This is a genomic window from Dysgonomonas sp. Marseille-P4677 (assembly GCF_016652235.1).
Taxonomy (GTDB): domain Bacteria; phylum Bacteroidota; class Bacteroidia; order Bacteroidales; family Dysgonomonadaceae; genus Dysgonomonas.
The window spans coordinates 20584-36318 of record NZ_JAEPKU010000031.1 but is presented as its reverse complement, the minus strand read 5'-3'; the positions used below and the strand labels follow the sequence as shown (position 1 = coordinate 36318).

The following is a 15735-nucleotide window of genomic DNA, read 5'->3' as shown; positions in this document are numbered from 1 at the left end:
TCTTTGTACGTTATAGATAGAAGAGAGTTTTATCATATCAGAATACAATAGAATGTCAAAAATAAAGATCTTAATATATACCGGACTTTTATTACTATTTATTGTAATAATAACAGCATCCTGTGATAGAAACAGTAACACATATGAAGTGTCAGGACAATTAGAAAATGTCTCCGGTGATTACTTCTATATATCGCATGAATCAGGTGATTCAATTATAATCGACACAATTCGAATAAATCCCCAAGGTGAATTTTCATTTAAGGCAGAAATCGACACATTAACAGAGTTATCATTATACTTCAATCAAAATACAAAAAGTACATTTATCTTAGCAAATAAAGGCTGGAAGATAGAATTGAAAGGAGACGTCCTCTTTCCCGATCTTATAGAAGCCAAAGGAGGCGAAGTGAATGATGACTTGACCGAATTTAAGAATAAGAACAAGACCCTGCTTAAATCTCGCGCAGACATATTAAATCAAGCACAAAAAGGCATAACAAACAATGATAGTCTTGTTGTCAAAGATTACGTAGTAGAATTGAAAAATATCAACTTTGAACTATCAAATATCGCCGCCGCATACATAAAAGCAAATCCTGATAAAATAGCTAGTGTTATGCTCATGAACACCTTTTTTAAGGATGAAAGTTCTATTCCGCGACTTGATGAAAGCCTCTCTCTATTAAGGGGAAAAGCTGTAGACTTCTATTTAACGGCTGAACTCAAAAACTTTAGAGATAGAGTAAAAATGTCTGCTGTTAATTCTATAGCCCCGAGCTTTTCGCTAAAGGATGTGAAAGGGAAAAATATTCAGCTTGCTGACTATAGAGGTAAATATACTCTTCTGATGTTCATTGCTACTACTTGCGAAGCATGTCTTGATGAGAAAAAAGATGCAGTTGCAGTTTACGACAATTTAAAAAAACAGAAGAAAAATATTGAGTTTATTTCCATTGTAAAAGATATAGAAAAAGTCCCGCTTTCTAAGAATATTACAGACACGATTAAATGGCCTATTTTGCCTGTAATGGGTGGTTGGTCGGCAAAGCAATTCGACATTTACTACATCCGCGAAATACCATATAATATTTTAATCTCACCTACCGGACTTATCCTTGAAAGGGACTTACCGATTCAAGCTGTAGAGAAAAAGATTAACGAGCTAACCGAGACTAAGTAAAAATAAAAATTAGAACAGTCGTTATTCCTTTATTTTCCTTACATTTGTGGGATAATGTATTTAAAGATTGAATGTTAGTTAAGGTTTTTGGAGCAGCCGTACAGGGTATTGGAGCCAATTTGATTACAATTGAAGTAAATTGCTCAAAAGGCATTAAATTCATGTTGGTAGGTTTACCTGATACATCGGTAAAAGAAAGTCACGAACGCATTGTATCTGCATTACAAGTTAACGGTTATAAATTCCCCCGTCAACAAATAGTAATCAATATGTCACCTGCAGATATACGCAAGGAAGGTACAGCATATGATCTTCCTTTAGCCATTGGTATATTAGCAGCCTCAGACAGCCTAAAAAATGAAAAGCTCGAAGATTACGTTATAATGGGTGAATTATCACTTGATGGCAGTATATTACCCATAAAGGGAGTTTTACCTATTGCGGTGAAAGCCCGGGAACTTGGCTTTAAAGGGATAATATTACCTTCTAAAAATGCAAAAGAAGCTGCTGTTGTAAACAATTTGGATGTCTACGGAGTTGATAAAATAAACGATGTGGTCGATTTTTTCAACGATGACAGAACATTAGATAAAACTATTGTTGATACGAGACTTGAATTTAATAATGCACAACAGGTCTTCGATTTTGACTTCTCGGATGTAAAAGGGCAAGAAAATGTGAAACGTGCATTGGAAGTAGCTGCTTCTGGCGGACACAATTTAATAATGATAGGTCCTCCCGGTGCAGGAAAATCGATGATGGCTAAGCGTATGCCATCTATTCTACCTCCTTTTACTCTCCATGAGGCCTTAGAAACAACAAAGATTCATAGCGTAGCGGGGAAAATAGGAACTGAAACTTCGCTGATGGCAAAACGCCCATTTCGAAGCCCTCATCATACTATATCTGATGTAGCTTTAGTTGGAGGAGGAGCATTCCCTCAACCTGGTGAAATCAGTCTTGCCCATAATGGAGTTTTATTTCTGGATGAGCTACCTGAATTTAGCCGCAGTGTATTAGAAGTCATGCGCCAACCTTTGGAGGACAGGAAGATATCTATCTCCAGATCTAGATTCACCGTTGAGTATCCAGCCAGTTTTATGCTAGTATCCTCTATGAATCCATGCCCTTGCGGATATTACAATCATCCTGAAAAAGAATGCGTATGCCCGAATGGAGCTGTACAAAAATATTTAAATAAAATATCCGGTCCATTACTCGACCGGATTGATATACATATAGAAATAGTACCTGTGCCATTTGAGAAGATTTCAGACAAATCTCCTGCCGAACCTAGCAAATCAATCAGAAATAGAGTAATCAGGGCGAGAGAATTACAGGCCTCACGCTTCAAAAATGAAGATGGAATATACTGTAATGCGCAAATGACACCAAAATTACTAGCTAAATATGCATCTCCGGATGAAGCGGGTTTAACATTATTAAAAACGGCGATGGACAGATTCAATTTATCAGCCAGAGCATATGACCGAATTTTGAAGGTATCACGTACGATAGCCGATCTCGATAATTCGGAAACAATATTACCAAAGCATTTAGCAGAGGCTATTAATTACAGGAATCTTGACAGAGAAACTTGGGCTAATAAGATTTAATTTACAATCAATCATATAATCTATATAATTATGAAATTTACAGATTTAAGTAATTCTATTTTCGAAAAAACAATAAATGATTATCATAAATTTGATAGTGTAGACACACCTATCAATAATCCATATCCAGAAAGATCAATTGAATATTTCTTATATCTTAAAAATTGGATCGATACAGTCCAGTGGCATCTGGAGGATATTATCCGTGATCCGGAGATCAATCCGAACGAAGCTCTTATTATAAAGCGAAGAATCGACAAATCCAATCAGGAAAGGACTGATCTTGTTGAACTTATAGACAGTTATTTCCTTGACAAATACAAAGATATAACACCTATATCTGAAGCGCGTTTAAATACAGAAAGTCCGGCATGGGCAATAGATCGATTATCGATTCTAGCCCTTAAAATATATCACATGCAGCAAGAAGCTAATAGAACAAACGCTACTTTAGAGCACAAAGAATCCACTTCAAAGAAGCTTCAAGTATTACTTACTCAGCGCAAAGATCTTTCAACTGCGATAGAAGAATTGCTTGAGGATATTGAATCAGGAAAAAAATATATGAAAGTATATAAACAGATGAAAATGTATAATGATCCTAACTTAAACCCTGTTTTATACGGAAAAACCTAAACACATTTACAAAATTATAATACACAATTTATTATGTCTAAAGTACTGGTGATACGAATATCTTCTTTTGGAGATGTAGCGATGCTTGTACCTGTCATTTATTCTGTTGCGGCAAAATATCCTCAAGACCGTTTTTCAGTTATGACAAGAAAAGCATTTGCTCCCTTATTTGAGAACCTCGGCTTCAATGTCAATGTTATTCCTCTCGACATTAAGAAACGCCATAGAGGAATAAGGGGCTATTTCAAAGTGATGAAACGAATCTTGCCTATGAGATTCACACATGTAGCCGATGAACATGATGTACTACGATCAAAAGCAATCCGTTTTACGATGAGAATAACGGGGCATAAAGTAGCTAAGATAAACAAGGGGCGGGGAGAAAAGAAACTTATGATAGAGCATAAACAGCTCTCACCTTCACTAAAGCATACTATTCAACGCTATCAGGAAGTCTTTGACCGATTGGGATTTCCCGCACCCATGACATTTAATAATTATTTCGATTTTCTACAAAGAGATTTCTCTCTATTAAGGTCAATTACCAACGAAAAAAAAGGCAAGTGGGTTGGAATCGCTCCTTTTTCAAAACATAGAGGAAAGATATATCCTTTAGAAAAGATGGAAAAGGTAATAGAAATTCTTTCCAGGGACGGGGATATCTCCATATTTTTATTTGGATCTGGAAAAGAAGAACAAGAAGTACTCTCTTTGTGGGCTAAAAAATATCCTAAGACGATTGATCTAACAGGAAAATTAAATTTACAAAATGAACTTCTACTTATATCATATCTTGATATAATGTTGTCGATGGATTCGGCGAACATGCATTTAGCCTCATTAGTACAAGTTCCGGTAGTTTCTATTTGGGGAGCTACTCATCCTGCATTAGGTTTCTATGGATTCAATCAAAATATAGAAAACGCAATACAGATCAATTTGGATTGCCGTCCTTGTTCTGTGTATGGAGAAATACCTTGTTTAAGGAAGGGGGAAGACTATGCATGTATGGAAAGAATAAAAGAAGATATTGTCGTTAATCATATCCATAGAGTATTAACTCAAAGAGAATCATGAAAATCGCTATCCTTTCACCATTCTACCCTTACAGAGGGGGGCTTGCACAATTAAACGCTCGCTTGTATTCTGAATTATCGAAACGGAATCAAGTGAAAGCATTCACATTTACGACTCTCTACCCTAATTTTCTCTTCCCCGGAAAAACTCAATATGTAACAGACGGGGATACGGCGACTGTAATCGATAGTAATCGTGTATTAAGCAGTATAAATCCGTTTTCTTATATATGCACTGCACGCCATATAAACGATTACAGTCCCGATATACTGATCATTCCTTATTGGATGTCCTTCCTAGCACCAGCCTTTGGCTCAGTATGCCTATTGCTCAATAAGAAGATAAAGATAGTATCTCTTGTACACAATGCCATTTCTCACGAAAGAACGCTATTAGAAAAACCTCTAGCTAAATTCTTCTTCAATAGATGTGATGCTTTCATCGTTATGAGTGAGCCTGTCAAAAACGATCTTTTAGCAATCAAGAAAGATGCCAATATTAAGCTGCAATCGCATCCAATATACGACCATTATGCACAGCGTATAAATAAAGCTGAAGCTTGTAGAACGCTGGGGATCAATAGTAATAAGAAAAATTTATTATTCTTTGGTCTTATCCGCGACTATAAGGGTTTAGATATACTTATAGAAGCTATGGGCCAATTGGATAAAAGCTATCAGCTGATTATAGCAGGAGAAAGTTACGGCAACTTCGACAAATATAAACTATTAATCGATGGTTCTCCTTTAAAAGACAACATTATCACCTTTGAGCAATATATACCGGACGATATGGTCGCTATATTGTTTTCAGCTGCAGATACCCTAGTTTTGCCATACAGATCGGCAACGCAAAGTGGTGTAGTAGCTTTAGCTTACCAAATGGAATTGCCTATGATTGCCACCAATGTTGGTGCATTAGGCTCTACTGTTAGAGAGTCAAATACAGGGCTGGTGGTACCTACAATCAGTTCCTGTGATATAGCTCAGGGAATAAAAGATTTTTTCTCAAATAACCGACAGGCTATCTTTAAAGAGAATATTATAAAAGAAAAGAAACGATTGTCTTGGGATAACTTCACCACATCAATCGAATCTTTTTTATATGATTTATAATCAAAAACTACTTCATTCGGAATAATCCGTACTTAAGCATACAGATAAAAGCTCTTACTCCATCTCGCCAACCAATCTTCTTTCCTTCTTCGTACGTACGTCCATAGTATGATATACCAACTTCATAAATCCTTACATTAGGGTATCGAGATACTTTGGCTGTTACTTCAGGCTCAAAGCCAAAACGTCTTTCCTGAAGTGGAATTGATTTGATTATGTCGGAACGAAACAATTTATAACAGGTTTCCATATCTGTCAGATTCAGATTTGTGAACATATTAGATACAAATGTCAGAACCCGATTACCGATAGAGTGCCAGAAGAAAAGAATACGATGAGGTTTGCCTCCCATAAACCGAGAGCCAAATACAACATCTGCAAAGCCATTTACAACAGGTTTGAGTAATATATTATATTCCTCAGGATCATACTCCAAGTCTGCGTCCTGAATTATTAAATAGTCGCCGGTTGCTTCTTTAATTCCTCTATGTAGAGCTGCCCCCTTACCCATATTGACTGGCTGCTCAAAAAGCTTCATATCTACCTGAGGATGTTCTGAAATATATTTTTTCACAACACCTACTGTATCATCCTTCGAACAATCATTGACAATGATAATTTCTTTACTAATGTTGTTTATGAGTTCTACAGCTAAAACTTTATTCAATATCAGATGAATAGTTCGAGCTTCATTATAAGCCGGAATAACAATTGAAAGCTTCATTTTTTTTTGTAATTTGTATCGTTTTTTGTTTGGTAGTTCTATAAGCTTTATTTAAGCTTTTTATCGAAGTAATCTATAGTTTTAATAAGGCCTTCTCTCAACTCGATCTTAGGCTCCCAATTCAACTTTTCTTTAGCCAAAGAAATATCCGGTTTCCTCTGTTTTGGGTCATCGCTAGGAAGAGACTTAAATATTAGCTTAGATTTTGAGCCGGTCAACTCTAAAACCAGATTTGCCAATTCAAGCATAGTAAACTCTCCCGGATTTCCTGTGTTCACAGGCCCTACAAAAGAATCGTCAGTTGCCATCATTCTTATCATAGCCTCAACCATGTCATCTACATATTGAAAACTACGAGTCTGGGTTCCGTCTCCATAGATAGTTATATCTTCGCCTTTAAGTGCCTGAACAATAAAATTTGAGACAACCCTACCATCATGAGGATTCATATTCGGTCCATAAGTATTGAAAATACGCACAATCTTCACTCTTACCCCATTCTGACGGTGATAATCCATAAATAATGTCTCTGCACAACGCTTTCCCTCATCATAACACGAACGAATACCTATTGGATTTACATTTCCCCAATATGATTCGGGTTGCGGATGAACATTAGGGTCTCCATAAACTTCGCTGGTAGATGCTTGCAATATTTTTGCTTTCAGCCGCTTTGCTAAGCCAAGCATATTGATTGCGCCCATCACAGAAGTCTTGATAGTTTTAATCGCATTATATTGATAATGAACGGGGGACGCAGGACAAGCCAGATTATATATTTCGTCTACATCTACATGGAATGGATGAACAACATCATGCCTGATTAATTCGAAATAAGGATTATCCAATAAATGAATAATATTTTCCTTGGATCCGGTAAAATAATTATCTAAACATAAAACCTCATTACCTTCTTTCAATAATCTTTCACACAAATGAGAGCCTATAAATCCGGCACCTCCTGTTACGAGAATTTTCTTACGATTCATTAGTTTTGCTATATGATTGTTTGCTAGCTTGTTTAAGGCTACAAAGAAACAAAAAACATCTCACACTGAGAATTCTTTAATACATTTATTTTCCCGAAACGATCTTCTTTATCTCATTTAATTTATTCAATGCTTCTACAGGGGTTAAGTTATTCACGTCCAATAGCTTTATCTCATCCCGAACCTGACTCAGAACAGGGTCATCCAATTGGAAGAAATTCAATTGATACCCTTCCCTATTCTCTTTAATATCACTTATCGGTTTTGATATCCCTTGCTTACGATTATCCGTTTCGAGTTGCTTCAATATCGAATTTGCCCGTTTCACTATACTTTGAGGCATTCCAGCCATTTTAGCAACATGAATTCCAAAGCTATGCTCACTACCTCCCGGTATAAGCTTACGCAAGAAGATAACTTTATTGGCAACTTCCTTCACAGATACATTGAAATTTTTTATCCGTTTGAAAGATTTCGCCATTTCATTCAATTCGTGATAGTGAGTAGCAAAAAGCGTTTTTGCTCTTGCTCTAGGATGTTCGTGTATATATTCTACAATTGCCCAAGCAATAGAGATCCCGTCATAAGTACTTGTTCCTCGTCCTAATTCATCAAACAATACCAGACTCCGAGAAGATAGGTTGTTCAATATATCGGAGGCCTCGTTCATCTCTACCATAAATGTAGACTCTCCGAGGGAAATATTGTCCGATGCACCAACACGAGTAAATATTTTGTCTACTAGTCCGATTTGAGCCGATTCAGCCGGCACAAAGCTGCCCGCTTGCGCCATTAGTGTAATCAATGCAGTTTGGCGGAGTAATGCCGACTTACCAGCCATATTAGGCCCTGTGATTATAATAACTTGTTGGGAATTACTGTCCAAGAAGACATCATTCGCAATATAAGATTCACCTACCGGCAATTGTTTTTCTATTACAGGATGACGTCCATTTTTTATATTTAAGGCATCCGTATCATTTATTTCGGGGCGTATGTATTTATTCTCCTTTGCAGCCTTTGCAAAAGACAGAAGACAATCAGTCTGGCCAATAAGATTCGCATTTACTTGTATTGTCGGAATATATTCGACAAGACTCATGACAAGATCATTAAATAATTTCGTCTCAAGGGCTAAAATCTTCTCTTCCGCCCCAAGGATTTTCTCTTCATAATCCTTTAACTCTTGAGTAATATAGCGCTCTGCGTTTACCAAAGTCTGCTTACGAATCCACTCAGCAGGAACCTTATCTTTATGTGAGTTACGAACCTCTATATAATACCCGAATACACTATTAAAGCTTATTTTAAGAGATGAAATACCCGTCGCTTCCATTTCGCGCTGTTGTATCTTCAATAGATAGTCCTTTCCCGAAAATGCAATATCGCGCAATTCGTCAAGCTCAGGATCAATCCCTTTGTTAATCACATTTCCTCGGTTCAACATTGTAGGTGGATCCGGGAATATCTCCTTTTCTATACGATCGCGTATTATAGGACAAGGGTTGAGCTTCTCTCCTATCTCTCTTAAACTAGGTTCACTAGAAGCAAGGAAAGCATCACGAATAGGCTGAATTGCCTTGAGGGCAACTTTCAATTGAACTACTTCACGTGGAGTAATCCGATTTACAGCAACTTTCGATATAATGCGCTCAAGATCTCCTATAAGAGACAGTTGTTCTTCCAGCAAGGTCTTCAATCCTAAATCTTTAAAGAAATATTCAACAACAGACAACCGACTATTTATCGGTTTTTCGTCCTTCAATGGAAAAACCAACCATCTACGGAGCATGCGAGCACCCATTGGAGAAATAGTCTTATCTAATATATCGAGAAGGGTCTTACCCCCTTCGTTCATTGTAGAGATAAGCTCTAAACTACGTACCGTAAATTTATCGAGGCGTACATATTTATCTTCTTCTATACGCGAAAGTGATGTTATATGACTTATTTGCGTATGCTGTGTAACATCAAGGTAATGAAGAATTGTTCCGGCCGCAATTACTCCATTAGCAAGGTGTTCTACTCCAAAACCTTTTAGATTTCTTGTCTCAAAATGTTTCAGTAAGCGATCCCTGGCTGTATCTTCAGTAAAAACCCAGTCGTCTAATTCGAAAATAAAAAAACGTGATCCAAAATATTCCTCAAAGAGTTTTTTCTTACTTCTTTCCACCAAAACCTCTTTAGGGGAAAAATTAGTAAGTAACTTATCTACATACTCTTTTGCACCCTCTGCCACCATAAATTCACCTGTAGAAATATCAAGTAAGGATATTCCACAAGTACTTTTTGCAAAATGGACTGCACATAGAAAATTATTCTCTTTATGATTGAGTATATTATCATTGATCGAAACACCGGGAGTTACCAATTCGGTAATCCCTCTTTTTACAATAGTCTTCGTTTGTTTAGGGTCTTCCAACTGATCGCAAATAGCAACCCGTTTCCCGGCACGTACCAACTTAGGCAAGTAAGTATCTAAGGCATGATGGGGAAATCCGGCCAGTTCAACAAACTGAGCAGCACCATTTGCTCTACGGGTAAGAGTAATCCCTAAAATCTCAGCAGCATCGATAGCATCTTGTGAAAACGTCTCATAAAAATCGCCCACTCGAAATAATAATATAGCATCAGGATGCTGATTCTTAATTTCGAGATATTGTCTCATCAGTGGGGTTTCTGCTACTTTCTTTGCCACAATCTTATATTTATTTAGATGTATTCTTTATAATTAGTTACAAGTAAGCAAAGATAGAAAAAATTAAATGAAGTATTTTTTACTTTTATAAGATAGATTAATCTACAAAAAGAAAAAAGCCAGGGTTTGGCTCTAAACATTTAGACAGCTAGGCATAACAGCTATTAAATAATATTTTTCTAACAGTGGACAAACTGAAAACCTTATCTTTGCAAACAAATAATAATACCTCAATATGAATATAAAGATAGAATCACTTGAAAAAATAGATGATGCAGCAATAGAGTTCATCAAAGCAATGGGCGACAACACCGTCTTTGCCTTCCGCGGAGAAATGGGAGCGGGGAAAACAACTTTCATCAAAGCTATTTGTCAAAATCTGGGAGTATCCGATATAATCAACAGTCCCACATTTGCTATTGTAAATGAATACCGCTCTGATAGTGCGGAGCTAATATATCATTTCGATTTTTATAGAATTAATAAAATTGAAGAAGTATATGACTTCGGCTACGAAGATTATTTCTACAGTGGGAGCCTTTGCTTCATTGAATGGCCCGAATTGATCGAAGAATTACTTCCTAAAGATACAATTAATGTAAGGATTAAAGCTCTTGAGGATGGTTCACGAAACGTAATATTAGATATTTAACTACAAATAATAAACAAAACAGTACGCACAGATAAAACAATTTATCTGTGTTTTTTTATCCCTTAAAATAAACAAACAGAAAGACTAATAGATCGAGCAAATAAAAACTTATAGTTAGAAATGATAAATATTAACAAATAACCTGATATTAGTATTTATATTTACACTACGAAAAGCAATATATAATTGTCGGTTAAGCATTACGCTTCTATATTAAAACTTTACTATGAGAACACTACTAACAGGACTACTAATTTTATGCGCACTAACAATTGAGGGACATACAAGCTATAAAATCCCTTCAGCAATCGAAAAGGATATACTAATAGAATCAGAAATCACTGAAGTTGATTTGGATGAAAAAGATGTAAATCAGGACATTTTATACTCAAATATACAACGGGCACAGTTGGTTGTCGTTTTGTACAAAGTTTCTAAGCATGAAAAACTAAGTCAGATAGCTAAAACTCATGATGTAACAATAGACGAATTAAAAGAGTGGAATGATTTAAGAGGGAACAATATACCAGAAGGAACCGAACTTAAGATTGAAAAGATTGTATACGTTTCATTACCTGAGTCTGTAGAACCGAAAGCTCCTGAACTTGTCACCATAGAGTCTAATCCTCATTTAGCTCTTGAAATATTTGACCAGTATCTCCAAAAAACCGGAAACGAATATTTTAGTCAGAGTCAAGTAGTTGAAAATGAAATATCAGCCCAAGTACTTTCTTTAACAGAGAAAAACCTCAAGACTCCTGCAAGAGAAAAAAAGAAAGATATATTTCATCAGTTGGCCAATGTTGCAGAAAGTGCATTTTCCAGCATTAGAAATCTAAGCAACTCTGCCCCTATCTCATTTGCATTCCTGAAAAATCAAAAGTCAAAAATTGAAGAAACAGAATTGGCTACAACGACTGAACATATCGAACAAGACAGCATAACTAAAGCAGAAACGCTTGTTGCCGATATTGCAAATATACTTTTAGAAACTGAAAGCGACCAAACATCACTCTCTACAAAGATCTCTTCTTTGGAAAAAGACAAAGATCTAAAGAAAATATATCACAAAGTCAAAATTGGAGAAACAGTTACTCAAATAGCTGCTAAATACAAAGTCTCAAAAGACGATATAATCCAATGGAATAACTTAGCTCACAATATAGCTAAGATAAGACAACGATTGCTGATATTTGTACCTATAAATAATAATCTGGCAGAGAATAGCCTATATTAATGCAATGTAGGTTCTGCTTAAAGATTATTAAATTGGAGACATTAAAGTAATATTAATTGTCTTATCACTAACTTTGCGTCCAAAAGGAAAACAACCTGATGGAAAATAAATATTATAAAGAATTCGGAGAACTCCTCTCTAAACATTTCCCCTATAAAGTTCAAAAGATATCTATAAATGCAGGATTTACATGCCCGAACCGCGATGGATCAAAAGCTGTCGGGGGGTGTACTTATTGTAACAATCAAAGCTTCAGCCCCGGTTATGGAGGCAAACAACGTTCTGTAAGCGACCAACTAAAAGACGGAATCGCTTTCTTTTCGCATAAGTACCCTCAAATGAAATATCTTGCCTATTTTCAGTCGTATACTAACACATACGATAGTATAGACAAATTAATCGATCTATATGAAGAAGCATTAGCTTACCCCGATGTCGTAGGCCTTATTATTGGGACACGCCCTGACTGTATGCCCGATGCATTACTTGATTATTTTGCCGAATTAAACAAACGCACTTTCCTTATTATCGAATATGGACTGGAATCAACACTTGACTCTACTCTGGAATTTATAAACAGGGGACACACTCACGCCGAAAGTATTGAAGCAATAAATAAAACAGCAAAAAGAGGAATTTATACGGGAGCACACCTAATTTTAGGATTGCCACATGAGAGTAAAGAGCAAATATTTGCTCATGCTGATGAAGTATCAAAACTACCATTAACAACAATCAAACTACATCAATTGCAGCTAATAAAAGGAACAGTGATGGCAAAGCAGCATCGTGAAAACCCTCAATGGTTCAACTTGTTTGAAGTGGATGACTATATTGATCTAGTAATAGATTTCGCAGAAAGGTTGAATCCGGAGTTCATCATCGAACGTTTTATATCCCAATCGCCAAAGCAATTACTTATTGCTCCTGACTGGGGCTTAAAAAACTTCGAATTCACGGCTAAAGTTCTAAGAAGGTTTGCCGAAAGAGAAACTTATCAGGGAAAACTTTACCCCACAGGTTAATCAACGTAAACCTATAGAGATTTCATCTGAATGTCTCATCAATTATATCTGAAGCAACTTCTTTTTTCGACTTTAAGGCAAAATCAATTCGTTCTCCGTTTCTATTTATTATTGCAATCTTATTTGTATCATATTTAAACCCTGCTCCAGCATCATTCAGTGAATTTAGTACGATAAAATCGAGATTTTTCTTCACTATCTTCTTTAAGGCATTTGATTCCTCATCATTCGTTTCCAAAGCAAAACCAACAAGAAGTTGATTCGCTTTTTTCATTTTACCCAATGATGCTGCAATGTCCTTATTGGGCACAAGCGAAATATTAAGTATATCTCCTCCTCTTTTCACTTTTTCTTCGTATTGCTCCGCGGGACGAAAATCTGCAACTGCTGCACATAATATAGCCGTATCCATCGATGGAAACACTTTTATCGAAGCATTATACATCTCTTCTGCAGACTCAACATCTATACGCGTAATATTCGGATGGTTTACTTTTAACGACACTGGGCCCGCAACTAATGTTACCTCCGCTCCGCGAACAGCACATTCCTCTGCAAGAGAAAACCCCATTTTCCCCGATGAATAATTACCAATAAAGCGTACAGGATCGATCTTTTCATAGGTCGGTCCAGCTGTTATCAATATTTTTTTTTTTGAAAGGATTGATTGCTTACTAAAGAAATCTTCAACAAGAGCTAATATATTTTCCGGCTCTTCCATTCTTCCTTTACCGATAAGGTGGCTCGCTAGTTCACCTGAAGCAGGCTCTATAATAATATTCCCATAAGAACGTAGTATATCAAGATTTTTTGTTGTAGCAGGATGAGCAAACATATCTAAGTCCATAGCAGGAGCGACGATTACTGGCGCTTTCATCGACATATAGGTCGTTATAAGCATATTATCGGCAATACCATTTGCCATTTTACCAAGAGTAGAAGCTGTAGCCGGTGCAATAAGCATGAGGTCTGCCCATTGGCCTAAATCCACATGACTATGCCATGTACCATCATTAGCAGTAAAAAACTCACTTACTACAGGCTTACCAGTCAAAGTAGATAAAGTAACCGGAGTTATAAATTCTTTCCCCGATGGTGTAATTACGATTTGGACTTCAGCACCTGCTTTAATCAATAAACGAGCCAGTGATGCTGCTTTATATGCTGCTATACTGCCGCTAATACCCAATACGATATGTTTATTTTTCAGAGTCATAATTATTGTATTTTAAACAAAGATACATCTAATAGAAATAATTAGTGACGAAATGAATCTAAAATTTTTTAATCTTATTTTGCATATCACATTTCCATGTTTTAAAGCATTCATCTATACTTTTCTAATTCTTTTCTATACTTTTGCATTGCAAAAATTAGAACTAACATTAAATATCAATAAAAAATGACCGAAATATTAAGGCAAAAACTAAGCGACTCTAAGGTTGCCAGATGGACTGTATTGGCACTAGTTGCATTCACTATGTTCTGCGCCTATTTCATTACAGATGTGATGGCTCCGTTGATGGAAGAACTAGGAAAAGAATTTAACTGGACCGCCAGCGACTTTGGAATTTTCAATTTTTCCTACATGTGGATAAATGTATTCTTTTTCATGCTTATTATTGGAGGAGTAGTATTGGATAAGATAGGAGTGCGGATGACAGGAGTCCTTTCGTGTGCAACAATGCTTATCGGTTGTTTTATAAAATATTATGCTGTAGCCAATCCAGACCAATTTATAGGAACCACATTGGGATTGAAGACACAATTATTAGTGGCTTGCATTGGTTATGCAATTTTTGCAATGGGGTTGGAAATGGCAGGTATTACCGTCACAAAAACTATTGCACGCTGGTTCAAAGGTCACGAAGTGGCTCTGGCCATGGGGTTGCAGGTTGCTGTTGCGCGTATAGGTACAGCTTTAGCCCTATCAGCGGCCTTGCCGTTAGCGAAACATTTCAACAGTCTTTCGACTCCGATTTTATTAGGGCTTGTCGGATTAAGTATTGGCCTAATTAGCTATCTAGTATTTTGTGTAATGGACAAAAAACTTGAAAAATCATTAGACGAAACAGATCAAGAAGAATCGGATGAAGAAGCATTTAACGCTAAAAACATTCTACTCGTTATAAAGAATAAAGGATTCTGGCTATTAGCTTTCATGTGTGTATTATTCTATTCTGCTGTATATCCCTTCTTGAAATACGCAGTTCCTTTAATGACCAATAAATATAATGTAGAGCCTGAGTTTGCAGGTTCTATACCAGCAATGCTTCCTATCGGGGCTATATTTTTAACTCCTCTCTTTGGAGGCATATTTGACAAATTAGGCAAAGGCGTAACCTTGATGATGATAGGTGCATTACTACTGACAGTAGTACACTTCTTCTTCTCATTGCCCTTACTGAATATATGGTGGTTTGCAACAATACTAATGGTATTTTTAGGAATCGCATTTTCACTCGTTCCGTCTGCTATGTGGCCTTCAGTACCAAAAATAATACCTCAGAATCAGTTAGGAACAGCCTATGGCCTTATATTTTGGGTGCAAAACATTGGTTTGGGAGGCGTTCCGTTATTAATAGGATGGGTATTGAACAAATATTGTATAATTGGTAAGAGTGCAGAGGGAGCGACTCTTTATGATTTTCAGTTACCCATGATAATCTTCACCTGTTTCGGCATACTTGCTCTCTTTGTTGCAATGATATTAAAACGCGAAGACAAGAAAAAAGGTTACGGACTGGAAAAACCAAACATCCAAAAATAAAATCAAAGATCCG

General features: G+C 36.4%; 13 protein-coding genes. 9 read left to right on the top strand and 4 right to left on the bottom strand.

The features are described 5' to 3' along the window. Positions 1–52 precede the first annotated feature (52 nt). The 5 genes from JGH11_RS07845 (at position 53) to JGH11_RS07825 (ending at position 5627) form a co-directional block, all read left to right on the top strand. Positions 53–1183 carry a redoxin domain-containing protein gene (locus tag JGH11_RS07845; protein WP_201111024.1) on the top strand — a complete coding sequence of 377 codons (1131 nt, stop codon included), beginning with the start codon at positions 53–55 and terminating at the stop codon, positions 1181–1183. A gap of 71 nt (positions 1184–1254) precedes the next feature. After that, on the top strand, positions 1255–2799 hold the full coding sequence (locus JGH11_RS07840; protein ID WP_201111023.1) for a YifB family Mg chelatase-like AAA ATPase: 1545 nt from the start codon (positions 1255–1257) through the stop codon (positions 2797–2799). A 30-nt stretch (positions 2800–2829) separates the two neighbouring features. Then, positions 2830–3435 carry a DUF4254 domain-containing protein gene (locus JGH11_RS07835; RefSeq protein WP_201111022.1) on the top strand — a complete coding sequence of 202 codons (606 nt, stop codon included), beginning with the start codon at positions 2830–2832 and terminating at the stop codon, positions 3433–3435. 33 nt (positions 3436–3468) lie between these two features. Beyond that, positions 3469–4512, top strand: a complete 1044-nt coding sequence (locus JGH11_RS07830; RefSeq protein WP_201111021.1) for a glycosyltransferase family 9 protein — start codon at positions 3469–3471, stop codon at positions 4510–4512. Then, positions 4509–5627 (top strand): glycosyltransferase, encoded by a 1119-nt coding sequence (locus tag JGH11_RS07825; protein ID WP_201111020.1) that lies wholly within the window; start codon positions 4509–4511, stop codon positions 5625–5627. The genes JGH11_RS07830 and JGH11_RS07825 overlap by 4 nt, the downstream gene beginning before the upstream one ends. 7 nt (positions 5628–5634) lie before the next feature. Here JGH11_RS07825 and JGH11_RS07820 read toward each other — a convergent pair whose 3' ends face one another. The 3 genes from JGH11_RS07820 to mutS form a co-directional block, all read right to left on the bottom strand. Then, the gene (locus tag JGH11_RS07820) at positions 5635–6351 is read right to left on the bottom strand and encodes a glycosyltransferase family 2 protein (protein WP_201111019.1); all 717 of its coding nucleotides are present in this window, start codon (positions 6349–6351) and stop codon (positions 5635–5637) included. A 47-nt stretch (positions 6352–6398) separates the two neighbouring features. Then, on the bottom strand, positions 6399–7340 hold the full coding sequence (locus tag JGH11_RS07815) for a UDP-glucuronic acid decarboxylase family protein (protein ID WP_201111018.1): 942 nt from the start codon (positions 7338–7340) through the stop codon (positions 6399–6401). Between the two features lie 85 nt (positions 7341–7425). Next, positions 7426–10008 (bottom strand): DNA mismatch repair protein MutS, encoded by a 2583-nt coding sequence (gene mutS / locus JGH11_RS07810; protein WP_201111028.1) that lies wholly within the window; start codon positions 10006–10008, stop codon positions 7426–7428. Between the two features lie 265 nt (positions 10009–10273). On the opposite strand from mutS, the gene tsaE reads away from it, so the two are divergent. From tsaE to JGH11_RS07795, 3 genes are all read left to right on the top strand, one after another. Beyond that, on the top strand, positions 10274–10690 hold the full coding sequence (gene tsaE / locus JGH11_RS07805; protein WP_201111017.1) for a tRNA (adenosine(37)-N6)-threonylcarbamoyltransferase complex ATPase subunit type 1 TsaE: 417 nt from the start codon (positions 10274–10276) through the stop codon (positions 10688–10690). A 226-nt stretch (positions 10691–10916) separates the two neighbouring features. Continuing rightward, entirely contained in the window at positions 10917–11927 is a 1011-nt protein-coding gene (locus JGH11_RS07800) for a LysM peptidoglycan-binding domain-containing protein (protein ID WP_201111016.1), read from the top strand. Between the two features lie 98 nt (positions 11928–12025). Further along, positions 12026–12952 (top strand): TIGR01212 family radical SAM protein, encoded by a 927-nt coding sequence (locus JGH11_RS07795; protein WP_201111015.1) that lies wholly within the window; start codon positions 12026–12028, stop codon positions 12950–12952. A 22-nt stretch (positions 12953–12974) separates the two neighbouring features. Here JGH11_RS07795 and coaBC read toward each other — a convergent pair whose 3' ends face one another. After that, positions 12975–14168: a bifunctional phosphopantothenoylcysteine decarboxylase/phosphopantothenate--cysteine ligase CoaBC gene (gene coaBC / locus JGH11_RS07790; RefSeq protein WP_201111014.1), complete on the bottom strand. Its 1194-nt coding sequence runs from the start codon at positions 14166–14168 to the stop codon at positions 12975–12977. A gap of 186 nt (positions 14169–14354) precedes the next feature. On the opposite strand from coaBC, the gene JGH11_RS07785 reads away from it, so the two are divergent. Next, on the top strand, positions 14355–15722 hold the full coding sequence (locus JGH11_RS07785; protein WP_201111013.1) for a nitrate/nitrite transporter: 1368 nt from the start codon (positions 14355–14357) through the stop codon (positions 15720–15722). The last annotated feature ends 13 nt before the right edge of the window (positions 15723–15735 follow it).